Raw genomic sequence first — 23,443 nt, forward strand, 5'->3', positions numbered from 1 at the left:
TCATTGACTCCGTGCGCTGGACTTCAAGTAGTCGCGGACTGCCTCGCCTTGCGACTCAAACCCGGTGTCCTGCCCGTAATGCGCTTGAATGCACGACTGAACGCAGCCTGGGATGTATAACCCAAACGCTGCGCCACCTCTTCGATCGGCAGCCTTTCGAGCGTCAGCCACTGGCTTGCAAGCCGCATTCGCAGTTCGGTCACGTAGCGCAGCGGAGTCATGCCAATCGTGACCTGGAAGCGCTCCGCGAATACCGAACGTGAGGTATTACAGTGCTCTGCCAACTGCGCAACGGTCCAGTCGCGGCCCGGTTGTTGATGAAGCGCAAGCAGTGCACCGGCCAAGCGTGGATCACGCAAGGCGGCGATAAGACCCGAAGCATTGCCGCAGGCACACTCGACCCAGCCGCGAACGACCATGGCGGCCACCACGTCGGCCAACCGTGCGAGGATGCCGGCAAAGCCCACGCGGGCGGCGCTGACCTCGCGCTCCATGGTGGTCAGGATCGGTACCAGCCCGGGATAACGCTGGCCACCGGCATCAATCAGCATCAGGCCCGGCATCAGCCGGCCAAGGCCATGGATACTGCCCAGCTCAAACTCCATGCAACCACTGAACAAAACAGTGCTCGGCGTTGGGCTGGCATCGGCTCCGGTATCCACCGCGCTGACGGTGTCACCCAAGGTTTCGCCGTCTAGACCGTCGATGTCTTGGACAGGCGCGTCCGGATGGGAAAACAGTTGATGGGCCGCGCCATGGGAGATGAACACGGCGTTGCCGGCAGACAGCGCGTACCTGTTGCCGTCCTCCATTCGCAATTGCGCATTGCCGATGGCCATGAAGTGGAACCAGGCGTGCCCAGGTTTTTCCGCGAAGCTCAATCCGAACGTTGGACCCGCCTGGATACGCCGGTATTCAACGCCACGCAGGCGCATGCCGCGCAACAGCTCGTTGATGAGGTCCGAGGAAAGAGCAAATTGGTCTGCAGGCATCGTTCAGGTGTTTTGATCAAAAAATAGAGACTTTGGATCATAGATCATCCAGTTTTCGGCGCCTAGACTCGGCTCGCAATGAACATTGGGAGATCCGTGCAATGACTGACTGTGTATGTAACGCCGTATCCGACCGCCATTGCGGCGTCGGCGCGGATGTAGAGCCTGCGACGCCCGCGTGGATGGCCGTCTTCTCGTTGGCAATGGGTGTGTTCGGGTTACTCACCGCTGAGTACCTTCCGGCGAGTTTGTTGACGCTGATGGCTACCGACCTGGGAGTGTCCGAAGCGCTGGCTGGCCAGGCGGTGACGGTGACAGCCGTGGTGGCGCTGTTCGCTGGCTTGTTGGTGCCAGGCCTGACCCGCGGCATCGACCGACGTTGGGTGTTACTGGGCTTTTCCACGTTGATGGTCGCCTCGAATCTGTTGGTCGCCGTTTCCTCCAGCTTCGCGGTGCTGTTGTTGATGCGCATCTTGCTGGGTATTGCCCTTGGCGGGTTCTGGAGCATGGCGGCAGCGGTAGCGATGCGCCTGGTGCCGAGTGCCTTGTTGCCTCGGGCGCTTTCGATCATTTTCAGCGGCATAGCCATTGGGACGGTAGTTGCAGTGCCGCTGGGCAGTTATCTGGGCGGGTTATATGGCTGGCGCAGCGCGTTCTTTGCAGCGGCGGCGGTAGGCATGGTGACCCTGGCTTTCCAGTCGCTCACTCTGCCGCGCCTCGCGCCGCGCCGGCCGGCAAGACTGCGCACCGTTTTCGAGGTGTTGCAGCGTCCGGGCATCGCCATGGGCATGTTCGGTTGTGTACTGGTGCACAGCGGGCACTTCGCGATGTTCACTTATGTTCGGCCATTCCTTGAAGGGACTACCGGCATCGGCCCGCAAGGGCTGTCGCTGATGCTGCTGGGGTTCGGTGTGGCGAACTTCGTCGGCACGTTGTTAGCCGGGAAGCTGCTGGAGCGCTACCCGCTGGCCACTCTGGTGTTGATGCCCGCGCTGGTCGGCGTCGCAGCACTGGCGTTGGTGCTGTTGCCGGCGACGGTGCCGGGGCAGGCGGTATTGCTGGCGATCTGGGGGCTGGCCTTTGGTGGTGTGCCGGTGGCGTGGTCGAACTGGGTCGCCAACGCGGTACCTGATCAGGCGGAAAGCGCTGGAGGCATGGTGGTGGCGTCTGTGCAGTCGGCCATCGCAACAGGCGCCGCCGCTGGCGGTGCGGTATTCAGCCTCGGTGGGAGCGCAGGCGTATTCGTCGCAGCGGCCGCGCTGATGCTACTGGCCGCGCTGCTGATTGCTCTGCGGGTCCGCGTGCCTTCTGTACATGGCGTTCGCCAGGCCAAACCCGCGTTGCACCTTTGATCCGGCTTGCACGCTACAGCCTTGGGTACCGGTAGCGGGTGGGCTGTAATCGCGAAGTGCACTGGAAGTGACTGGATTTCCAGGATCCATGAAAAGCCAGAAATGATCAGATGAACAGCCCGCCCGGCGAAACCTAGAGACTGTCAGGGTCGCCGAAGAACATCTGAATCCGCGATCGCAACCACCGCTCACCCGGATCGTTATCCTGCGACCCGCGCCAGGCCATGTGCAGCTCGAACGTGCGTGTCGGCAGCGGTGGGTCTTCGGCGCGCAGGCCGCCAGCGGCTGTCAGGGCTTCCGCCGTGTAATCGGGGACGGTCGCTACGATGTCGGTGCCCGCCAGCAGCGTACCCAGTCCATTGAACTGCGGCACCGCCAGGACCACATGCCGTTTACGTTCGAGTTTTTCCAGTTCTTCATCGACGAAACCACTGAGGTCGCCGGCAAACGACACCAGCGCATGCGGTCGGGCGCAGTAATCGTCGAGGCTCAATGGGCCCGGGACAGTATCGGCGCGCAGCAATTTAGGGGCGCTACGGCGCAGAACCTTGCGCTTGGCGTTAGCCGGCAAATCGGTGGTGTAGCTGACGCCGATGGAGATTTCGCCGGAGGCGAGCAGGCCGGGCATCAGGATGTAGTTGACGCGACGCACCACCAGCACAATGCCGGGCGCCTCGGCGCGCAGGCGCTTGAGCAGCATCGGCAGCAATGCGAATTCGACATCGTCCGACAGGCCGATGCGAAATACCGAAGTGCTGGTGGCCGGGTCGAATTCCGCTGCACGGCTGACGGCGGTGGAAATCGAGTCCAGGGCCGGGGAGAGCAGGGCGAAGATTTCCACCGCGCGGGCGGAAGGTTCCATGCTGCGTCCGGTGCGCACGAACAAGGGATCGTCGAACAGGCCGCGCAGGCGCGATAGCGCCGCGCTGATCGCCGGCTGTCCGAGGAACAGCTTTTCCGCCGCACGGGTCACGCTGCGCTCATGCATCAGCGTTTCGAACACGATCAACAGGTTGAGGTCGACACGACGCAGGTCATTACGATTCATCTGGAGTCCTGGCAGAGTCATCAAGCTTGACGAGAGCGACCATATGAGAACAATGGCCGGCATGAATCTTACGGGGAAAGGCTGGTACTCTGCACCGGGTAATTCAGCTTTACTGAGAAGGCGGCAGCAGTTTTTTCATGGATATTTTCAATGCTGGCCATGCTGCGGAATCAATGACAGGCATGTCGACTATTAATAGCCACTGATAGTCTTGGCTGGAAAGCCCAGATAGAGTTCATGGCATTAGAGGTTACTTTGACGAGGTTTGCGATGTCCCGCACGATCCGTTTTCACAAGTTTGGTCCGGCCGAGGTGCTCAAATGCGAAGAGCATGCGGCTGCTCAGCCAGGTCCTGGCGAAGTGCAGGTGCGTGTCGAGGCGATCGGCATCAGCTGGTATGACACGCTCTGGCGTCAGAATCTGGCGTCGTCCCAGGCGCGTCTGCCTTCGGGCCTCGGTCATGAAATGGCCGGCGTGGTCACAGCGATCGGCGACGGTGTCGAAGATCTGGCGGTGGGCGACAAGGTGGCCAGCTTCCCGGCCGAGAGCCCCAACGATTACCCGGTCTACGGCGAACTGATCGTTCTGCCGCGCACCGCGCTGACCCGGTATCCGGACGTGCTCAGCCCGGTTGAAGCCAGCGTGCATTACACGCCGTTGTTGATTGCCTATTTTGGTTACGTTGATCTGGCACGGGTCAAACCCGGGCAGTTCGCCCTGGTGACCGACGCCAGCCACTGTGCCGGTCCATCCTTTGTCCAGTTGGGCAAGGCGCTGGGTGTGCGGGTGATTGCTGCCACCAAAACGGCGGAGGAACGTGAGTATCTGCTGTCTCTCGGTGCCGAAAAAGTAATCGTCACCGAAGAAGAAGACCTGTTGATGCGAATCAACAAGATCACCGACAACCGCGGCGTCGATGTGGTGTTCGATGGTCTCGGCGGGCCACAGATGTCGCTGCTCGGTGATGTACTGGCACCCCGTGGCAGCCTGGTGCTGTACGGCTTGCAGGGTGGCAACCAGACGCCGTTCCCGGCCTGTGCGGCGTTCCAGAAGAACATTCAGTTCTTCGTGCACTGCATCGGCAACTTCACCGGCAAGCCGGAGCTGGGCATCATCCAGGATCACGTCGCCTTGCAGCGTGCCTTGCGTGATATCAACCAACTCACCGCTGACCGTGTACTGCTTCCGCTCAAGACCCGGGTTTTCCCGTTCAACGAGTTTGTCGAAGCTCACCGCTACATGGATGAATGTCCGTGCCGCGAGCGGGTTGCCCTGCAAATCGAAACTGCCTGACCTTTCCAATCAGAGTCCGTGGCCCCACGGACTCTTGTGCGTTTTATCCTTCAGACATCAAGAACCCCTGGGTCAGACACCTGGGGACGTTCAGCAACTGAACTGGTTTTTGCTCTTGATCTGTATCTTCTAATTGCCCTCCAGACCCTGATAATTGAATGACTACTTTCATCTCAAGGAATGAGCTATGTCTGTGCATTCTATTTGTCCCATGCAGTATCGATCAGCTGTTTATCATCGCACTTCAAACTTCTGTTTAAAGTTTGTAGGGGATCCATGTAATCCCTTCTTTATTTCTTGTGCTCATTATGTGCAGGGTCTTGTAAGAAGTTTCCTAGGAAAACTAAAGCTTACCGAGAGCCCTGCAATGACGGGGCCTGAGCTCGCATTGGTCATGATGACTAAATGCCACGCGCATAACTGTTTCAAATAACTACAAAAACTTAAGTGTTAGCATTTCAGCGTCTATTAATTAATGAAGCGTGATTGCGCGCTCGCCCCGCGTGGGTGCGTGATATAAAACCTTTGATACCGGGTGAAGTACTGATGAGCACGATCCATGATCAGGCAATGAATTATGTCTACCAGCAAGTATTGCAGAGACTGCTGAGTTTCTTTTCCCGTGCCGAACGAACGGCATTGCAGCTATTGATCCAGCGCATTGCGGTTGCTGCCGGGGGCATGGAGCGTATCGGTGAATTCAAGGTATTGGTGACTCAATCCGGCACACGCGACTGTTGCTACAGCCTGGCCTTGTTACGTGCAGCGCAACTGAGCATTGCCGGCCGAGCACCTGCCACATTCCAGTTGAGGGTCGCGACGCTGCGTTGCAATGGCGTACCGGCTTCGGCATTGCACAACATGCATCGCAGCTTCAGCGCGCTGTTCCTGCACGACGATCCAAGGGTCGAGCTTTTGATGGTGGATCATCGCGAGATCCTGCCGTTCAACCATCTGGCACCTGTCTGCGACGAGGGGCGCGAGGCCGGCAGACTCAACCTGCTGATGATAGGGCATCGCCGTGGATGGGATGAAGATCTGACACTCTGGGACGACCTGTTTCTGACCACTGCCGAATTCTACGGTCAGGTCGCCCGCTGGAATAACGGTGTCGACGCCTTGATCAGTAGCGACAACGCGCGCCGTCAGGAGCAATTTATCGACGGTCTGGACCGCGCAGTGCGCAAGGCCGGCCTTGGCGGACTGGCGCGAAAGGGAGGTGGGTTCGATGAATTGTTCGGATTGCTCGATAGCGTCGGTGGCGATTGCTTTCGCGAAGTCTATTCCCAGGATGATCGGGTACCCTGGCGGCCGCTTGGCGAATTCGAAGCCTGTCGTCGAACCGGCTATATCGGCATCGACGATATGGTCGTCGGCAAAATGGAGGAACGCTGGCCCTTGCTCAGCGATTTCCTCGGGTTTCAGGCCGATGACCTGATGCTTGAAGCCCGCACCGGTGAATGCACCGACCCCTTGGTGGGCGCCTACCTGAAGGGGTTGCAAGCCAGTTATATCGAAGGGCGCGACTACGAAGCCGGTGTATCGGACTATCTGCAGCAATACCTGGCGGCGATGCGCCGCAGGAACACACCCGAACAGATTTGCGAACGTTTCATTGCCACATTCTGCAATCTGTCCGATCCCGTCGGACAGCGGGCGCTGGCAGCGGCGGCGTTGCAAAAGAATTTCGGCCTCAACGAGCCGCAGCTGGTTTGCCTGTTGTTCGCGCCGTTCATCAATGCCGGCGCCGGCCTTGAACGCTTCCTGCGAACCTGCCATCCCGGCATGCTGGTCGCCATGCCGGATCTGCACCGTGCCATGCAAGGCCTGCACGCGCCAGAGCAGGTCTTGCAATGGATGACCGATGTCAGCGGCATGCCTTTGCGCCTGATCTGCCGGTTGTATGCAATGGATGCAGTCCGGATGGGCGATCACGCCAAGACGCATGAGCTGCCCGAGCACGAGGTCACTGCGAGTGACCGATCGGCGGAAGGTTGAGTGCGAATTTGCTGCTCCGTCACGCGGATGTGTCTGCGGGCATCTGGACATGAGTGAGTCGCAAGCGTCCGATTTTGCCTATCAGGCGGTGTATCGCTACCTGACGCAACTGATCAGCGAACCGAGCAATCAGGGACCTGTTCGACTGCCATCGTTAAGGCAACTGGCCGAGCGTTTGAACGTATCGATCTCGACCATTCAGTACGCCTACGCACTGTTGGAGAAAGAAGGCCGGGTCTATTCCGTGGCCAAATCAGGTTACTTTGCGCAGGCGACATCCACGATCATGCCGCCCGGTCGCGGCAGTGATTTGCTGGAAACGGTCTACGTCAACGCCAGATGCGCCGGCATGCACGTACTGAGTGCCGATGAGCCGGCCTTGGTCCAGCCCCTGGATCGCCCCTTGCTGACGATTGAGCGAGAACTGTTGCGCCAGTATCCCCAGCACTTGCAAGCGCCTGCCCAGCCGTGCGGAGAGCTGGAACTGCGCACATTGCTGGCGGCTCGCTACACCTCATCGGCGAAGCATTGCTGGCACGCCGAGGATGTATACATCGGTGCCGATCTGAGAGGAGTGCTGGAGATCCTGATCGCAGTGCTCCAATTGCGCCACGCAACCGTAGTCGTCGAGTCGCCTTGTGACTGGATGATCCTGCGCCTGCTTGAGTCTGCCGAAGTCCGGGTCATCGAACTCCCGATTCAACCAGACGGGGCGCTCGATCTGCATACACTGCAGAGGCTGCTCGAAACCGAGCGGGTACGGCTGATCCTGCTGTCCTCGAAATTGAACATGCCCCACGGGAGCCGTATACCTCAGGACAGTCGCCAGGCCGTCGCGCAGTTGCTCGCGAATCATGGCACCTGGGTTCTGGAGAATGATTGTCATGGCGAGTTGCTGGACAAAGATGACGGTGAGCCACTGCGCGAACTGGTGGATCCCGACCGGCTGCTGGTCTTTTCCATGTTCGAAAAAATCATCGGGGTTGAAGCGCCCTACGGGTTTGTCCTGTCGCGACAATGGCGCGCCGATTTGCAGCGTCACTTCCTGTTGCGTTCGTTTCGCCTGTCACCGATCCGGCAGAAGGCCATTGCCCGACTCTATGGGAGCGGGCGGGTCGAACAGCACTTGCCGATACTCAGGCGCATACTCAGGGAGCGTCGGACCCGATGGGTCGAGCTGATAAGAGAGCGCCTGGGCGACGTTCTGCAGCTCGTCGAACCCCAGGGCGGCGCGACGATCTGGCTGCATTCAGCGCATCCGGTCGCGATGGATTCAGTGTTTCAACGGCTGCTCAGACAGCATGTACTGATCGCGCCGGGGGAGTTGTTCAGTCTTCAGGGCCTGCATGCACAGCACTTGCGTCTAAGCGTGACAAGCAGCATGGAACACGAGTTGTTAAGACTTGTCGGACTGCTTGGGGATGCGTTGCGACTGGCTCCGCGGACAGATGCGCGAAAACACCCGGCTTGTACGCAATAGACCCCATCGCGCTCCGGAGCAACTGCCAGTAAACTCCGTTGTAATTTCCTGAACCACTCTATTTCAGAGGTTTTGCATGACACTCAGTCCTTTTGCGGGCAAACCGGCACCGGCAGAATTGTTGGTCGACATCCCGCGACTGGTTACGGCGTATTACACCGGTCAACCCGACGCCTCGGTTTCCACCCAGCGTGTGGCGTTCGGCACCTCAGGGCACCGGGGCAGTTCCTTTGATTTGAGTTTCAACGAGTGGCACGTGCTGGCCATCAGCCAGGCGATCTGCCTGTACCGCGAAGCCCAGGGCATCACCGGCCCGCTGTTTGTCGGTATCGACACGCATGCGCTGTCGACTCCGGCCGGGGCCAGCGCCCTGGAAGTACTGGCGGCCAATGGCGTGACCGTGATGATCGCCGAAGGGGATGAGTACACCCCGACCCCGGCGGTTTCTCACGCCATTCTCTGCTACAACCGTGGTCGCACCACGGGTCTTGCCGACGGCATCGTCATCACGCCGTCGCACAACCCGCCTCAGAGCGGCGGTTACAAGTACAACCCAACCAACGGTGGCCCGGCCGACACCCACATCACCAAGTGGATCGAAGCCAAGGCCAACGAACTGCTGGCCAACAAACTGGCCGGCGTCAAACGCATCAGCTACGAGCAAGCGCTCAAGGCCGGCACCACCCACCGTCACGACTACGTCAACACCTACGTCGCCGACCTGATCAACGTCATCGACTTCGATGCCATTCGCGGCGCCAAACTGCGCCTGGGCGTCGATCCGCTGGGCGGAGCAGGGGTGCGCTACTGGTCGGCGATTGCCGAGCACTATCGTCTGGACCTGGACGTGGTGAACAAGGAAGTCGATTCGACGTTCCGTTTCATGACCGTCGACTGGGACGGGCAGATCCGCATGGACCCATCGTCCAGCCATGCCATGCAAGGCCTGATCGGTCTGAAGGAGCGCTTTGACGTGGCCTTCGCCTGCGACCCGGATCACGACCGTCACGGCATCGTCACACCGTCCGGCGGCTTGTTGGCACCGAACAACTACCTGGCGGTGTCGATTGACTACCTGTTCCAGAACCGTCCGCAATGGCGTGCCGACGCAGCCGTGGGTAAAACCGTGGTCAGCAGCGGTCTGATCGATCGCGTGACCAAGCGTCTGGGCCGTCGTCTGTACGAAGTGCCGGTCGGCTTCAAATGGTTCGCCGATGGCCTGTTCGACGGCTCGCTGGGTTTTGGCGGCGAAGAAAGCGCCGGCGCCTCGTTCCTGCGCAAGGACGGCGGTGTATGGAGCACCGACAAGGACGGTCTGATCCCAGCCCTGTTGGCCGCTGAAATGACTGCCCGTACCGGCCGCGACCCAAGCCAGGCCTACCGTGCATTGACCGACGAACTGGGCGAGCCGTTCTCCGTGCGTGTCGACGCCAAGGCCAACCCGGAGCAGAAAGCCCTGCTGAGCAAACTGTCGCCGGAACAGGTCACCTCGACCGAACTGGCGGGCGAGAAGATCCAGAGCATTCTCAGCAAGGCTCCAGGCAACGATCAGGCCATTGGCGGTCTGAAGGTGATGACCGAAAACGGCTGGTTCGCTGCGCGTCCGTCGGGCACCGAAGACATCTACAAGATCTACGCCGAAAGCTTCATCGGCGACGACCACCTCAAGCAACTGGTGGCTGAAGCGCAAACTCTGGTAGACGGTGCGATCAGCACTAATTAAAGCCAGACCATGGAAAAGGGCGACCCTGAGGTCGCCCTTTTTTGTGCCCGTGATTCGCCGTTCAGGCCAGATCCACCAATACGATCTCGCTGTCTTCCAGCGCCGTGACGGTCAACACCTGTTCATCGGCCACCGCCACACCGTCTCGAGCTTGTGCGCGCAAGCCGTTGACTTCAATGACACCCTTGGCCGGAACCAGATACGCACGACGTCCGGCATCGAGGCGATATTCAGCGGTTTCCCCGGCCTTGATATTGGCCGCCACCAAACGCGCGTCGGCGCGGATGCGCAGGCTTTGATCGTCACCGTCCTTGCCGCTGGCGAGAGTCACGAAACCTTCGCGGTCGCCTTTCGGGAACGGTTTGGCGCCCCATGACGGCGGTGCGCCGGTTTCGGTCGGCAGAATCCAGATCTGGAAAATCCTGGTGTCCGTTGCTTCCAGGTTGTATTCGCTGTGGGCGATCCCGGTGCCGGCGCTCATCACCTGCACGTCGCCAGCCTCGGTGCGGCCCTTGTTGCCCAGGTTGTCCTGGTGGGTGATCGCACCTTCACGCACGTAAGTGATGATTTCCATGTCGCGGTGCGGGTGAGTAGGGAAGCCCGTGCCGGCGGCAATGATGTCGTCGTTCCATACACGCAGATTGCCCCAGCTCATGCGTTGCGGATCGTAGTACTCGGCGAACGAAAAATGGTGATGGGCATCCAACCAGCCGTGATGGGCGCCGCCCAGCGAGCTGAAAGGTCTGAGTTCAAGCATGATCGTCTCCTCAAAAGGTTCGTCATGGGGCGTGACGCCTGAGCCACGAAGCGAGACCGGTGATTGATGGCAGCCATCATCTATCAGTCAATCATCGAGAAAAAGCGTAAAAAGTGCGGCATTCCAATCGAATCAGTTGATATTTAAAAAGCTCGAAACCGTCTCATCTCACCTTCAATTGATCACCTAAACCAATGACCTGTAAGCATTTCGCTAGAACAAAAAAGCAAATGCAGACACCATAGCCCTCAACAGCCTCACATCCGGAGTCCGTCAGCGTGGCGCAACACACCCCCGATCTTCCTCCCGAACTTCGTCCCCTGGCCGAGATGCCCTGGTTCAAACGCCTGGCGGCGCGTTTCCTTGGCCACGGTCTGACGCGGCTGCGTGCTCAGCACCGTGCCTCGTGGCTGCACGGCCAGGCTGACGGTTTTCGCAGCGGGCATACCGCCGGCGTGGATTACGGGTACAAGGAAGGCAAGGCTGACGGGCTGGAAGAGGGCCGCCAGGTCTTGTTGATCCGCGACAGTCGCAATACCGAGCATCGGCCACCCGGTATCGACAAACACCTGTTCGACGACTGGCGCCTGCCGCTCAGCGCAGAGCTGAAGAAGCGCATGAAAGCCGACGTCGCGCGCCTGTTACCGGCCCATGCACAGCCGAGCGTTGCGCAATGGAAGATGATTTTCAGCGATACCCCGTCAACCTCGGTGATTGCCGGCGCCGGAGCCGGCAAGTCGACCACGCTGGTGCTGCGGATCCTGCTGCTGACTCACTACCTGGGATTTGAGCTGGATTCGATGACCGTGGTGACCTTCACCCGCGAGTCGCGCAAGGATTTCATCAGCAAACTGATCGAACTGTTCGCATTGTGGGGTCGTTCACTCAGTCAGAAAGACGCGCGGGATCTGGTGCGCACCTTCCACTCGCGGATCTTGCCGATGGTTCGCAGTCTGCCCGGATTCGAGCGCTTGCAGGCATTCGAAAACCTCAGCCACCGCGCGCCTGGCGGGGATGAAGACGTCGACAGCAATCCGTTCGATCTCCGCATCAACGACGCACAACGCCAACAGCTCAACGCCTGTTACCACCGTCTCTACAAAGCAGATCCGCGCTTTGCGCAACTGATCCAGCCGCTGTCCCGGCATGCCTTGCAGCTCAAGGAGCTGGAACGCGATCACCCGGACGTGCAAAAGCGCGTCGCTGTAACGGAACTGGCGGCTCGCCGCGACGAAGAGCTGTGCGACATGATCGAAGACATGTGGCTTCGTGCCGGTGCCTGGCCGATCAAGGGCATCGAACCGAGCCGCCAGACATTCGAAATCAATGGCGCATCGTTCCATTGCCACGGCTACATTCCGAGCCTGGACGCCTGGGTCGTATTGGGTTTCGACCCACGGGAAAACCCACAGGTCTGCCGTCCCAACGCCAAACTGACGGTGCGTGCAGAGTGGGCAGTCAAACGCACCCTGTTTCAAGCTTTCTGTCGTAAGCCGTTGATTTGGCTGGATAGTTACGAGTCGTCAAAGCGTTTATTGGCCACGCTGGCGGGTGATGTCAGCGCCGGTCCGGGCTTCGACTACAAGGTAAAGGGTGAGCTCGCTTCCGCGCCGTTGCTCGATTGTTTTGTCGCTGCTGCAGGCTTTATCGAGAACCTGGGCCTGGATGTGCCGGACGCCGTTGGCCGCATGAGTTTCGCCAAGGACGATCCGGACCGGTTTTTCTTCGAAGCTTTAAGCCTGTTCTGGCGAGCGCTGGAGGACCATTTGCTTGATCAGAAGCCGCCAGTCATGACCTACAACCGGATGTTCGCGCTGTTCAGCGAGCATTCGCCGGAAAACTTCAAGCTGCTCAGTGATGAGCTGCTGCGGCCGATGTCGCACCTGATGATTGATGAGTTTCAAGACGTTTCACCGCAGATCGTCTCGTGGATCCGCGCGAGCCTCTCGGAAATCCGCAGTCGTGGCCCTGCCATGCACGTCGGACGAGGTGCGCAGCGATCGTCGCTGCTTTGCGTGGGCGATGACTGGCAATCGATCTACGGTTGGCGCGGCAGCTCGCCGAGTTACTTCATGGAGTTCAACAAGGAATTCCCGTCGCCGAGCACGACGCGGGTGATGCTCAGCGACAACTATCGCAGCCATCAGCACATCATCGACGCGGCAGAACACATCGTCCGGGCAGCGCCGGCGATCCCGGGCAAGAAGGCCAAGGCCAGCGGCGAGGAGAGGCCGTTGCAGCCAGTCAACGTGCTGGAGCGCGACGATCAGGCACTCGGCCAGCGCCTGGCGGAACACTATCGAAAGGGCGATTCAATCCTGATGCTCTATCGAAAAAGCAGCGATAAGTTATTGATTGAGCAGCATATTCAGTCTGTAGTTAATGTGGATTCGAGCTTGCCGTACGAGTCCCGTCGACTGAAACAACTGACCTATCACAGCGCCAAAGGTCTGCAGGCCGACGCGGTTTTTCTGCTGGGCGATTGCCAGCACTTGACCAGTTCACCGTACAAGAATCAGGTGTACCGCATGGCCGGACTGGGCAAGGCCGGCGACAGCGAGCCGTACGACAGCGCGCAGAAAGACGAAATCCTGCGCCTGGCTTACGTCGGCATCACTCGTGCAGTCAGCCATTGCTACTGGTATGTCGAGCCGCAGGACACTCAGGCGGTCAACATGCCTCGGGCCTCGGACCGGGTCGCCAAAGGTAAACCGTTCTTCGTCGATCATCGGCCTGAAAAGAAAACGGCCTGAATCCAATGCCCATGAAAAAGCCCGCAAAAAGCGGGCTTTTTATTCTAAATCAGCTAGTTACGCATAACTCTTGAGAGATTCTGGAGGAATGAAAGCCTCCAATTCGTCCTCGACGGCTTCGATTATTCGCTCCACATCCGCCGCGTTCATGACCGTGGCACAGGGAATGCCGGCGATCGCGATCAGGGTTTCGCCGCTGGCCCGATCAAACAGGCGCGCGACCAGACTGCCTGGCGCATCCATAGTGGCCTCGAAACCCATGGGATGAAAATGCCAGCGCATGAGCTGGCAGGCATTGGGAAACGTGACTTTGCTTGACCCTTTGTTCATGTGTTGCCCGCCTTCTTCATCGAGCGCTTCCGTTTGCTCATGTTAGGTGGGAAGAGCCTTCATTGGCTCAACCGGTGACTGCCTTTAAAAGTAGCATCTGAATGTGAAATTCCTGTGAGAATTTTCAGTTCATTTAGCGATTGCGAGGATTCTTTTGATGTAAGTCACGATACAACCCAATCGTCGCCAAAATGCCATCACCACCGGTTGTTGAAGCAGCGCCGGAAGTTGGGCAAGCTCGGTTCTTTTTCCAAGAGTCCCTTATGCACGCCGATGATGACGGCCCGGAACAGACCAGGGCCACGGCCGAAACGGTCATGCGCTATCACCTGTGCTGGAAACACCGGGACCTGGATGGCGTGATGGCGCTGTATCACCCGGACATCCAGTACAACGATTTTTTCCAGAACCGCGTGCTCGGACTCGACGAACTGCGCGAGTACGTCCGAGTCAGCATGCCACGCGAATCCGACGAAGCGCTGGAGCATTGCGACCGCATCCGCATCGACGGCAACACCGCATTCATTCAATACGAAGTGACGTTGCGCGGTGGTAACGGGCTGGTGTCGTTTCGCTCCAGTGAAGCGATCACGGTCAAGGACGGGCGGATCTGGCGGGTCAACGAATATGCATCGCTGGTGCGCGAACAGGCTGAAAGTCCGACGACAACCCGCCAGCGTCCGGCGGTGAGTCGCCTGGGCCTGTCGCCGCGCCAGTTGAGCTTCATGGCCGATGACTTGCAGCAGTATTTCCAGCGCCAGCAACCGTATCTCGATCCGGAGCTCGACCTGCAACGGGTGGCGAAGGAGTGCGGATACAGCCGCAATCAGATTTCGTACCTGCTGAACCAAGTGCTGGGGCAAAGCTTCTACCGCTACGTCAATCAGGCGCGCCTGCAGCATCTGTTGCAGTCGCTGGACAGCGCCACGCCGCCGCTGCGTATCGACGAACTGGCGTTTGCCGCCGGGTTCAATTCACTGTCGGCTTTCTATAGCTGCTTTCGCCAGCACACCGGGCAATCGCCGAAAGCTTATGCGAAGCAAATTTCTTTGCGGACACGCGCGCAAGACAATCCCTGAGTCCAGCCACTAGGATCGACGCCATCGAAACCTGGATTGGCGGAGTCTTGCATGCCGGCGTGGCGCACTATCAGTTTGTGGATGGACCAACTCGACGAGCCGCTGACCGCGCGCCCGTCGCTTGCGCAGGACCTGGATGTCGACGTGGCGATCATCGGCGCCGGTTACACCGGACTGTGGACCGCGTACTACCTGAAACAACAGGCTCCGAGCCTGAACATTGCCATCATCGAAGCGCAAACCGCCGGGTTCGGCGCGTCCGGTCGCAACGGCGGCTGGTTGATGGGCAATCTGCTGGGCGAGGATCGTTTGCTGGCGGGCCTGTCACCGCAACAACGCCGCGCTTCGTTCGACCTGTTGCACAGCATTCCCGATGAAGTAGAAGTCGTCCTCGAGCGCGAAGGCATCGACTGCGACTACCGTAAGGGCGGAGTGCTGTATTGCGCCGCGCGCTATCCCGAGCAGGAAGCCAATCTTCGCGAATACCTGAAAAAACTCCACGCTCAGGGCCTGACCGACGACGATTACCGCTGGCTAAGCCCGGAGCAACTGGCGCAGCAGCTGCGCATCGCCAAACCCTACGGCGCCATCTTCGCCCCGCATGTGGCGACCATTCACCCGGCGAAACTGGTGCGCGGCCTGGCGCGAACCGTCGAACGCCTGGGAGTGAAAATCTACGAAAACAGCCCGGTGACCCATTGGCAGGCCGGCAGCTTGCGGACCGACAACGCCAGCGTGCGCAGCCGCTGGATCGTCCCGGCCATCGAAGGCTATTCCGTCACGCTGCCACCGCTGGGCCGTTATCAATTACCGGTGCAGAGCCTGATCGTCGCCACCGAACCGTTGTCCGCCGCGACCTGGGACGCAATCGGCCTCAACCGGGGCCAAGCCTTCAGCGAGTTCAGCCGCCAGGTCACTTACGGCCAGCGCAGCGCCGACAACCGACTGATCTTCGGCGCCCGTGGCGGTTATCAGTTCGCCGGCCAACTGCGGCATAACTTCGACCTGACCCGCGACGAAGTCGAACTGCGGCGCTACCTGTTCGGCGAGCTGTTTCCGCAACTGAAAAACGTACAGATCACCCACGCCTGGGGTGGCAACCTCGGCATGTCCCGGCATTTCAAACCGCACATGTTGTGTGACCGGGCCAACGGCATCGCGCTGTCCGGCGGCTATGGCGGGGAGGGTGTCGGCGCTTCCAATCTGGGCGGGCGCACGCTTGCGGATCTGATTCTCGAGCGCGACACCGAGCTGACGCATCAGCCGTGGGTGCTGCCCGACGGCGGGATCCACGCGCTGCGGGCATGGGAGCCGGAACCGTGCCGCTGGCTCGGCTACAACGCGATCATCAAAAGCTTCGTCCACGAAGACCAGACCCTGGCCAACCCGGCGACTGCGCCCTGGCGGCGCAAGCTTGCCAGTCAGGTAGCCGGGTTCATGGAAGGTTTCATGCACTGAACGTTGTTTACTACCAGACAGGTAACGCCATGAGCATCACCCAATTCAAGAACACCGCCACGTTGCAACTGGAAGATTCAAACCCGGTGGCCGTGCCGCTCGGCACGCCGGTGGCGATTGCCTCGACCACCAGCGTCGAGCGCGACGACGGCGTCGAAACCGGCGTCTGGGAATGCACCCCGGGTCGCTGGCGGCGGCAGATCACCGCCCAGGAGTTCTGCCATTTCATTTCCGGTCGCTGCACGTTCACCCCGGACGACGGCGGCGAAACCGTGCACATACAAGGTGGCGACGCACTGATGTTGCCGGCCAATACGCTCGGGATCTGGGACATCCAGGAAACCGTGCGCAAGACCTATGTCCTGATTTTCTGACGTTTTGATCCTTTTGATTGCCTGCCAACAACAATAGCCAATACAGGAATCGATCCATGATCCGAAAGACCCTCGCGCTCGCTCCTTTGATGCTCGCCGTTTCCCTTGCTCAGGCCGCGGATACGGTCAAGGTTTACAACTGGTCCGACTACATCGCGCCGGACACCGCCAAGAACTTCGAAAAGGCCAGCGGCATTGGCGTCACCTATGACGTCTACGACAGCAACGAAACTCTCGACGGCAAGCTGATGACCGGCAAATCCGGTTACGACGTGGTGTTTCCGTCCAACCACTTCATGGCGCGGCAGATCGAGGGCGGGGCCCTGAAGAAGCTCGACAAGAGCCAGTTGCCGAACTGGAAGAACCTCAACCCGGTGTTGCTCAAGGCCTTGCAGACCAACGATCCGGGCAACGAACACGGCTTTCCGTACCTGTGGGGCAGCACCGGCATCGGCTACAACATCGCCAAGGTCAAGGCTGTGCTGGGGGACAACGCGCCGGTGGACTCCTGGGACCTGATCTTCAAACCCGAATACATGGAAAAACTGCAGAAGTGCGGTGTGGCAATCCTCGACAACGGCCCGGAACTGTTGCCGGCAGCGCTCAACTACCTGGGGTTGCCGCATCACAGCAAGAACCCCGAGGACTACAAGAAAGCTGAAGCGCTGCTGATGAAAGTGCGGCCGTACGTCAGCTATTTCCACTCCTCGAAGTACACCAGCGACCTGGCCAATGGCGACATTTGCGTGGCTGTCGGTTTCTCCGGCGACATCCTGCAAGCGGAAAACCGCGCCAAAGAGGCGAAGAACGGCATCGACATCGGCTACGAAATTCCCAAGGAAGGTGCCGCCATCTGGTTCGACATGGTCGCCATGCCCGCCGACGCACCGGACGAGAAGGCCGGCTATGCGTTCATGAACTACCTGCTGCAGCCCGACGTGATGGCCGGCATCAGCAATTACGTTCACTACGCCAATGGCAACGAACAGGCTGACAGCCTGATCGACCCGGCGATCAAGAACGACACCAAGGTTTATCCGAGCCCGGAAATGATGGGCAAGCTGTTCGCACTGGAAGCGATGCCGCTGAACATCGACCGGATTCGGACTCGGGTGTGGAACAAGATTCGGACCGGCAGCTGAAGGAAAAAAGGCGAGGGCGGCACAGCCCTCGCCTGACTATTTTCTGTTGAATCTACTTGATATCAATACACTGGCATTGCATCGGTAAAGTGCAGCAAAGTGAGACGCTGCTAACAAAAAACAACTTACCGATATTTAATATTTAAATAAGAAATCGTCAGACAATTAGGCGACATCACCACACTTTCAAACTTCTTTCGGCGGCACGTGCTTTGTTTACGGGAGTTTCCCGGAACAGTTCAATTTGATCTCGAAAAAATGCTAGACGACAGATTTCAAATTGTGTCAGGTTTCTTACGCCTTCATTGGGCGAGTGATAGGACAATCTCGCCAGGGGTTGTCGCTATCGGACAAAAACTGTTCCATTGCTAAACAAGGAAGTGTGTTTATGTCGAAAGTAAAAGCTAACGCTATTGATACCGCCGAACAGGCTTTCCAGCTGGGCGCGGCGCCGCAACCTCTGGCAGCGACCAGCACGGCGTATAACCAGATCAATAGCTTCAGCCACCAGTACGATCGTGGCGGCAACCTCACGGTCAATGGCAAACCCTCCTTTTCCGTCGACCAGGCCGCAACCCAGTTGCTGCGCGACGGCGCTGCCTACCAGGACAAGGATGGCAGCGGCAAAATCGAACTCACCTACACGTTCCTGACCTCTGCATCGTCCAGCACGATGAACAAGCACGGGATCAGCGGGTTCAGTCAGTTCAGTGCACAACAACAAGCCCAGGCCAAGCTCGCCATGCAATCCTGGGCTGACGTGGCCAACGTGACCTTCACCGAGAAAGTCTCGGGCGGTGACGGCCACATGACCTTCGGCAACTACAGCGGCGGCCAGGATGGCGCTGCAGCGTTCGCTTATCTGCCGGGCACCGGCGCCGGTTACGACGGCACGTCGTGGTACCTGATCAACAGTGGCTACACGCAAAACAAAAACCCGGATCTGAACAACTACGGCCGTCAGACCCTGACCCACGAAATCGGCCACACCCTTGGCCTGGCACACCCGGGCGACTACAACGCCGGCAACGGCAACCCGACCTACAACGACGCGACCTACGGGCAAGACACCCGCGGCTACAGCGTCATGAGCTACTGGAGCGAAAGCAACACCAGCCAGAACTTCAGCAAGGGCGGGGTGGAAGCCTATTCCTCCGGCCCGCTGATGGATGACATCGCAGCGATCCAGAAGCTCTACGGCGCCAACCTGACCACCCGTACCGGTGACACCACCTACGGCTTCAACTCCAACGCCGGTCGCGATTTCCTCAGCGCCTCGTCGTCGGCCGACAAGCTGGTGTTCTCGGTGTGGGATGCGGGCGGCAAGGACACCTTCGACTTCTCGGGTTTCACCCAGAACCAGAAGATCAACCTCAATGAAGCCTCGTTCTCCGACGTTGGCGGCCTGGTGGGCAACGTGTCCATCGCCAAGGGCGTCACCATCGAGAACGCGATCGGCGGTTCGGGCAACGACCTGTTGATCGGCAACAGCGCGGCCAACGAGCTCAAGGGCGGTGCCGGCAACGACATCATCTGGGGCGCCGGCGGTGCCGACAAGCTGTGGGGCGGCGCGGGTTCGGACACCTTTGTGTTCGCGGCCAGCTCCGACTCCAAGCCGGGTGCGATCGATCAGATCCTCGATTTCGTCAGCGGTCTGGACAAAATTGACCTGACCGGTATCACCAAGGGCGCGGGCCTGCACTTCGTCAGCGCCTTCACCGGTGCGGCGGGTGATGCGGTTCTGACGTCCTCGGGCGGCAACAGCCTGCTGTCGGTGGACTTCTCCGGGCACGGCGTGGCTGATTTCCAGGTCAGCACCGTTGGCCAGGCAGCCACCAGCGACATCGTGGCGTGATGTAACACGGGAAAGCGGCGCTTGATGCGCCGTTTTCTTCGCTTGCTTCGTCTCGCTACGTGCGCAAGGCTACACGCCGGAGTGAAATTTCCTATGATTCGAAACTCTTTTTCCCGCATGGCAGTCGCCTGTTTCATGCCGATGCTGATGATGATTTCTGGAGAAACAACCATGGCAAGCAGCCTTAGACTCGAAGACCCATCGGTATTCGCCGGGCATTGGCAGGCGACGCTGACCGCCGCCCATGACGCCCCCGAAGCGCAGGTACTGCAAGACAAACCTTCCAACACCTGCCAGATCGACCTTGAGCCAAACCAGACACTTGGCCACGGCGCCGACTGCCTGAGTGCCTGGCTGCAGGAAAATGCCATCGGCTGGTTTCCCGATCCGGACGGTCTGTCCATCACCGGAAAGGAAGGCTCCAGAATCCAGTTCTTCAGCCGACAACATGACGGACTTTATTCCAGTACTTTGAAGTCGGGGCTGATCGTGACGCTCAAGCGTGTCGAGCAATAACGCAACGAATATAAAGAAGTACCCGGCAGTTATAAGACTTGGAAAAAGTTGTTGTGAAAATGTAAGCGGGTACTTGCAAGTCATCTCTCGCAGGTAAGCGAAATAACAATTGAGCGCTCGTCTCTATTTGGCGGGTTCAATCATTTCAGGAAGAATCAATGAAGATGGCGAAGGCCCCAGCCACCGCTCCCTTATTCAAGGCCTTGGGTGACTATAAAAGCATTCTGATCAGCGTCGGGTGTTTTACCGCATTGATAAACGTGCTGATGCTGGTGCCCTCCATTTATATGCTCCAGGTCTACGACCGGGTGCTGTCTTCGCAGAACGAAACCACCCTGGCGATGCTGTCGCTGATGGTCGTCGGTTTCTTCGCGTTTATCGGCCTGCTGGAAGTGGTGCGCAGCTTTATCGTGATCCGCATCGGCAGCCAGCTCGAGCGCCGTTTCAATCTGCGGGTCTATCAGGCAGCGTTCGAACGCAACCTGTTCAAGGGCGAGGGCAACGCCGGGCAGTCCCTTGGCGATCTGACCCACATTCGCCAATTCGTCACCGGGCCTGCGCTGTTCGCGTTTTTCGATGCGCCGTGGTTCCCGGTGTACCTGTTCGTGATCTACCTGTTCAACGTCTGGCTCGGCGTACTCGCCACCGCTGGCGCGCTGCTGTTGATCGCGCTGGCTTGCCTGAACGAATACATGACCAAGAAGCCGCTGGGCGAAGCCGCCGGTTATTCGCAGAAATCCAGCCAGTTGGCCACCAGCCACCTTCACAACGCTGAGACCATTCAAGCCATGGGCATGCTCGGTGCCTTGCGCAAGCGCTGGTTCCAGGTGCATTCGCGCTTCCTCGGTCTGCAAAATCAGGCCAGCGACACTGGCGCGGTGATCAGCTCGCTGAGCAAGACCCTGCGTCTGTGCCTGCAATCGCTGGTGCTGGGCCTCGGCGCACTGCTGGTGATCAAAGGTGACATGACCGCCGGGATGATGATCGCCGGCTCCATCCTGATGGGCCGGGTCTTGAGCCCGATCGACCAGTTGATTGCCGTGTGGAAGCAGTGGAGCGGGGCGAAGCTGGCTTACCGCCGCCTCGATGCGCTGCTGCAAGCCTTCCCGCCGAGCGATGACGCCATGGCGCTGCCGGCGCCGAAAGGCCAGATCACCTTCGAACAAGTCAGCGCCGGTCCACCGGGGCAGCGCGCCGCGACCCTGCACATGGTCAATTTCAACCTGGCGGCCGGTGAAGTATTGGGCGTGCTGGGTGCCTCCGGTTCCGGCAAATCGACCCTCGCGCGTGTGCTGGTCGGCGTATGGCCGGCGCTCGGTGGCACGGTGCGTCTGGACGGCGCCGACATCCACCGTTGGAACCGCGATCAGCTCGGCCCGTACATCGGCTATCTGCCGCAGGACATCGAGCTGTTCAGCGGCAGCATCGCCGAAAACATTGCCCGCTTCAGCGAAGCCGATCCGCAAAAGGTCGTGGCCGCCGCGCAACAGGCCGGCGTGCACGAACTGATCCTGCGCATGCCGCAAGGCTACGACACGCAATTGGGCGAGGACGGCAGCGGTTTGTCCGGCGGCCAGAAACAGCGTGTGGCACTGGCCCGTGCGCTTTACGGCAACCCGAGCCTGGTAGTGCTTGATGAGCCGAATTCCAACCTCGACACCGTCGGCGAAGCCGCGTTGTCCAGCGCGATCGTGCAGCTCAAGGCCCAGGGCACCACCGTGGTACTGGTCACCCACCGTTCTTCGGTACTGGCACAGGCCGACAAGCTGCTGGTACTCAACGACGGCCGTCTGCAGGCCTTCGGCCCGAGCCATGATGTGCTCAAGGCACTGTCCGCAAACCAGCCCGGCAACCAGTCACAACAAAATGAAAAACCTGCGCAAGCACCGGCCGGACTCAGCATGAGCCGCCAGTATCAGCCGACGACAAGGAATTCGGGTGTATGAGCAGCGCGAGCATGAACACGCAAAACGAAGCGACGATGGAACACGACTACATCACCGAGCGCCCGGAACGCGACGCCAGGTTTTTCGCCCGCATGGGCTGGATTCTGGCACTGGTCGGTGCCGGCAGTTTCTTCACCTGGGCGGCATTGGCGCCGCTGGATCAAGGCATTCCGGTGCAGGGCACCGTGGTGGTGTCGGGCAAGCGCAAGGCCGTGCAGTCGATGAGCAGCGGCGTGGTCAGCCGGATTCTGGTGCGTGAAGGCGAAATCGTGAAGCAGGGCCAGCCACTGTTCCGACTCGACCAGACTCAGGTCGCCGCCGACGTGCAGTCACTTCAGGCGCAATACCGCATGGCCTGGGCCAGCCTGGCGCGCTGGCAGGCCGAGCGTGACAACCTCAAGCAAGTGACGTTTCCGGCAGAGCTGAGCGACAACGCAGATCCGCGCCTGGCGCTGGTGCTGGAAGGCCAGCGGCAATTGTTCAGCAGCCGTCGCGAAGCGTTTGCCCGCGAACAGGCCGCCCTGCGCGCGAGCATCGAGGGTGCCACCGCGCAGCTGGCGGGCATGCGCCGCGCCCGAACTGACCTCAACGCGCAAGCCGATTCGCTGCAACAGCAGTTGAGCAACCTGCAACCGCTGGCCGACAACGGCTACATCCCGCGTAACCGCTTGATGGAATACCAGCGTCAGCTGTCGCAGGTGCAGCAGCAACTGGCCGAGAACACCGGTGAAAGCGGCCGGGTGGAGCAGGGCATTCTTGAATCCCGGCTGAAACTGCAACAGCACGGCGAGGAATACCAGAAGGAAGTCCGCACTCAGCTGGCCGACGCACAACTGAAAAGCGTCACGCTGTCGGAGCAACTGACTTCCGCCGGTTTCGACCTGCAACACAGCGAAATCCTCGCCACCGCCGACGGCGTGGCGGTCAACCTCGGCGTGCACACCGAAGGCGCTGTGGTGCGTCAGGGCGAAACTCTGCTGGAAATCGTCCCGCAAGGCACGCGCCTGGAAGTCGAAGGGCACCTGCCGATCAACCTGATCGACAAGGTCGGCACCCACTTGCCGGTCGACATCCTGTTCACCGCGTTCAACCAGAGCAAAACCCCACGGGTGCCCGGCGAAGTCAGCCTGATTTCCGCCGACCAGATGGTCGACGAGAAAACCGGCGTGCCTTACTACGTGTTGCGCAGCAGCGTCAGCGATCAGGCCATGGAAAAACTCAACGGCCTGGTGATCAAGCCCGGCATGCCGGCGGAAATGTTCGTGCGCACTGGCGAACGTTCACTCCTCAACTACCTGTTCAAGCCGCTGCTCGACCGCGCCGGTTCCGCGTTGACCGAAGAATAAG

The 23,443-nt window shown here is 59.6% G+C and carries 18 protein-coding genes; 14 read left to right on the forward strand and 4 right to left on the reverse strand.

Going from position 1 to position 23,443, the window contains the following annotated elements; translation table 11 throughout:
• Window positions 1-23: 23 nt before the first annotated feature.
• Window positions 24-992 carry an AraC family transcriptional regulator gene (locus tag BMZ46_RS28280; protein ID WP_074690649.1) on the reverse strand — a complete coding sequence of 323 codons (969 nt, stop codon included), beginning with the start codon at window positions 990-992 and terminating at the stop codon, window positions 24-26.
• A 101-nt stretch (window positions 993-1,093) separates the two neighbouring features.
• Here BMZ46_RS28280 and BMZ46_RS28285 point away from each other — a divergent pair, with 101 nt between their 5' ends.
• On the forward strand, window positions 1,094-2,344 hold the full coding sequence (locus tag BMZ46_RS28285; RefSeq protein ID WP_074690648.1) for an MFS transporter: 1,251 nt from the start codon (window positions 1,094-1,096) through the stop codon (window positions 2,342-2,344).
• A gap of 133 nt (window positions 2,345-2,477) precedes the next feature.
• On the opposite strand, the gene BMZ46_RS28290 is transcribed toward BMZ46_RS28285, so the two are convergent.
• The gene (locus BMZ46_RS28290; RefSeq protein ID WP_074690647.1) at window positions 2,478-3,392 is read right to left on the reverse strand and encodes a LysR family transcriptional regulator; all 915 of its coding nucleotides are present in this window, start codon (window positions 3,390-3,392) and stop codon (window positions 2,478-2,480) included.
• Window positions 3,393-3,662: 270 nt separating this feature from the next.
• Here BMZ46_RS28290 and BMZ46_RS28295 point away from each other — a divergent pair, with 270 nt between their 5' ends.
• The 4 genes from BMZ46_RS28295 to pgm all read left to right on the forward strand — a co-directional run bounded on the left by BMZ46_RS28295 (window position 3,663) and on the right by pgm (window position 9,886).
• A complete protein-coding gene (locus BMZ46_RS28295) occupies window positions 3,663-4,685 on the forward strand; it encodes a zinc-dependent alcohol dehydrogenase family protein (RefSeq protein WP_039768299.1) in 1,023 nt (340 codons plus the stop codon).
• 546 nt (window positions 4,686-5,231) lie between these two features.
• The gene (locus BMZ46_RS28300) at window positions 5,232-6,683 is read left to right on the forward strand and encodes a hypothetical protein (protein ID WP_039768300.1); all 1,452 of its coding nucleotides are present in this window, start codon (window positions 5,232-5,234) and stop codon (window positions 6,681-6,683) included.
• Between the two features lie 49 nt (window positions 6,684-6,732).
• On the forward strand, window positions 6,733-8,163 hold the full coding sequence (locus BMZ46_RS28305; protein WP_074690646.1) for an aminotransferase-like domain-containing protein: 1,431 nt from the start codon (window positions 6,733-6,735) through the stop codon (window positions 8,161-8,163).
• Between the two features lie 76 nt (window positions 8,164-8,239).
• Window positions 8,240-9,886, forward strand: a complete 1,647-nt coding sequence (gene pgm / locus BMZ46_RS28310) for a phosphoglucomutase (alpha-D-glucose-1,6-bisphosphate-dependent) (protein WP_074690645.1) — start codon at window positions 8,240-8,242, stop codon at window positions 9,884-9,886.
• Window positions 9,887-9,947: 61 nt separating this feature from the next.
• Here the strand turns inward: pgm and BMZ46_RS28315 are convergent, their stop codons facing one another.
• Window positions 9,948-10,643 (reverse strand): pirin family protein, encoded by a 696-nt coding sequence (locus BMZ46_RS28315; RefSeq protein ID WP_074690644.1) that lies wholly within the window; start codon window positions 10,641-10,643, stop codon window positions 9,948-9,950.
• A gap of 278 nt (window positions 10,644-10,921) precedes the next feature.
• On the opposite strand from BMZ46_RS28315, the gene BMZ46_RS28320 reads away from it, so the two are divergent.
• On the forward strand, window positions 10,922-13,396 hold the full coding sequence (locus BMZ46_RS28320; protein ID WP_074690643.1) for a UvrD-helicase domain-containing protein: 2,475 nt from the start codon (window positions 10,922-10,924) through the stop codon (window positions 13,394-13,396).
• Between the two features lie 57 nt (window positions 13,397-13,453).
• Here BMZ46_RS28320 and BMZ46_RS28325 read toward each other — a convergent pair whose 3' ends face one another.
• Window positions 13,454-13,726: a DUF1652 domain-containing protein gene (locus BMZ46_RS28325; RefSeq protein ID WP_011334086.1), complete on the reverse strand. Its 273-nt coding sequence runs from the start codon at window positions 13,724-13,726 to the stop codon at window positions 13,454-13,456.
• Window positions 13,727-13,989: 263 nt separating this feature from the next.
• On the opposite strand from BMZ46_RS28325, the gene BMZ46_RS28330 reads away from it, so the two are divergent.
• The 8 genes from BMZ46_RS28330 (at window position 13,990) to BMZ46_RS28365 (ending at window position 23,442) form a co-directional block, all read left to right on the forward strand.
• Window positions 13,990-14,805 (forward strand): helix-turn-helix domain-containing protein, encoded by an 816-nt coding sequence (locus BMZ46_RS28330; RefSeq protein ID WP_074690642.1) that lies wholly within the window; start codon window positions 13,990-13,992, stop codon window positions 14,803-14,805.
• Window positions 14,806-14,856: 51 nt separating this feature from the next.
• The gene (locus BMZ46_RS28335) at window positions 14,857-16,263 is read left to right on the forward strand and encodes an NAD(P)/FAD-dependent oxidoreductase (protein WP_074690641.1); all 1,407 of its coding nucleotides are present in this window, start codon (window positions 14,857-14,859) and stop codon (window positions 16,261-16,263) included.
• A gap of 29 nt (window positions 16,264-16,292) precedes the next feature.
• Window positions 16,293-16,637, forward strand: coding sequence for a cupin domain-containing protein (locus tag BMZ46_RS28340; protein ID WP_074690640.1), 345 nt, complete (start codon window positions 16,293-16,295; stop codon window positions 16,635-16,637).
• Window positions 16,638-16,693: 56 nt separating this feature from the next.
• Window positions 16,694-17,779, forward strand: a complete 1,086-nt coding sequence (locus tag BMZ46_RS28345; RefSeq protein WP_064381664.1) for a polyamine ABC transporter substrate-binding protein — start codon at window positions 16,694-16,696, stop codon at window positions 17,777-17,779.
• Between the two features lie 388 nt (window positions 17,780-18,167).
• Complete coding sequence (locus BMZ46_RS28350; protein WP_074690639.1) at window positions 18,168-19,634, forward strand: serralysin family metalloprotease; 1,467 nt, start codon at window positions 18,168-18,170, stop codon at window positions 19,632-19,634.
• Window positions 19,635-19,727: 93 nt separating this feature from the next.
• Window positions 19,728-20,150: an AprI/Inh family metalloprotease inhibitor gene (locus BMZ46_RS28355; protein ID WP_158248857.1), complete on the forward strand. Its 423-nt coding sequence runs from the start codon at window positions 19,728-19,730 to the stop codon at window positions 20,148-20,150.
• A 158-nt stretch (window positions 20,151-20,308) separates the two neighbouring features.
• On the forward strand, window positions 20,309-22,096 hold the full coding sequence (locus BMZ46_RS28360; RefSeq protein WP_039768317.1) for a type I secretion system permease/ATPase: 1,788 nt from the start codon (window positions 20,309-20,311) through the stop codon (window positions 22,094-22,096).
• On the forward strand, window positions 22,093-23,442 hold the full coding sequence (locus BMZ46_RS28365; RefSeq protein WP_039768319.1) for an HlyD family type I secretion periplasmic adaptor subunit: 1,350 nt from the start codon (window positions 22,093-22,095) through the stop codon (window positions 23,440-23,442). Before BMZ46_RS28360 ends, BMZ46_RS28365 begins: the two co-directional genes overlap by 4 nt.
• Window position 23,443: the final 1 nt, after the last annotated feature.

Source organism: Pseudomonas sp. NFIX49, from assembly GCF_900115915.1.
Taxonomy (GTDB): Bacteria; Pseudomonadota; Gammaproteobacteria; order Pseudomonadales; family Pseudomonadaceae; genus Aquipseudomonas; species Aquipseudomonas pharyngis.

Coding starts and splice junctions, on each gene's coding strand:
- BMZ46_RS28280 (WP_074690649.1), bottom strand. CDS start 992: ATGCCTGCAGACCAATTTGCTCTTTCCTCGGACCTCATCAACGAGCTG.
- BMZ46_RS28285 (WP_074690648.1), top strand. CDS start 1,094: ATGACTGACTGTGTATGTAACGCCGTATCCGACCGCCATTGCGGCGTC.
- BMZ46_RS28290 (WP_074690647.1), bottom strand. CDS start 3,392: ATGAATCGTAATGACCTGCGTCGTGTCGACCTCAACCTGTTGATCGTG.
- BMZ46_RS28295 (WP_039768299.1), top strand. CDS start 3,663: ATGTCCCGCACGATCCGTTTTCACAAGTTTGGTCCGGCCGAGGTGCTC.
- BMZ46_RS28300 (WP_039768300.1), top strand. CDS start 5,232: ATGAGCACGATCCATGATCAGGCAATGAATTATGTCTACCAGCAAGTA.
- BMZ46_RS28305 (WP_074690646.1), top strand. CDS start 6,733: ATGAGTGAGTCGCAAGCGTCCGATTTTGCCTATCAGGCGGTGTATCGC.
- pgm (WP_074690645.1), top strand. CDS start 8,240: ATGACACTCAGTCCTTTTGCGGGCAAACCGGCACCGGCAGAATTGTTG.
- BMZ46_RS28315 (WP_074690644.1), bottom strand. CDS start 10,643: ATGCTTGAACTCAGACCTTTCAGCTCGCTGGGCGGCGCCCATCACGGC.
- BMZ46_RS28325 (WP_011334086.1), bottom strand. CDS start 13,726: ATGAACAAAGGGTCAAGCAAAGTCACGTTTCCCAATGCCTGCCAGCTC.
- BMZ46_RS28330 (WP_074690642.1), top strand. CDS start 13,990: ATGCACGCCGATGATGACGGCCCGGAACAGACCAGGGCCACGGCCGAA.
- BMZ46_RS28335 (WP_074690641.1), top strand. CDS start 14,857: ATGCCGGCGTGGCGCACTATCAGTTTGTGGATGGACCAACTCGACGAG.
- BMZ46_RS28340 (WP_074690640.1), top strand. CDS start 16,293: ATGAGCATCACCCAATTCAAGAACACCGCCACGTTGCAACTGGAAGAT.
- BMZ46_RS28345 (WP_064381664.1), top strand. CDS start 16,694: ATGATCCGAAAGACCCTCGCGCTCGCTCCTTTGATGCTCGCCGTTTCC.
- BMZ46_RS28350 (WP_074690639.1), top strand. CDS start 18,168: ATGTCGAAAGTAAAAGCTAACGCTATTGATACCGCCGAACAGGCTTTC.
- BMZ46_RS28355 (WP_158248857.1), top strand. CDS start 19,728: ATGATTCGAAACTCTTTTTCCCGCATGGCAGTCGCCTGTTTCATGCCG.
- BMZ46_RS28360 (WP_039768317.1), top strand. CDS start 20,309: ATGAAGATGGCGAAGGCCCCAGCCACCGCTCCCTTATTCAAGGCCTTG.
- BMZ46_RS28365 (WP_039768319.1), top strand. CDS start 22,093: ATGAGCAGCGCGAGCATGAACACGCAAAACGAAGCGACGATGGAACAC.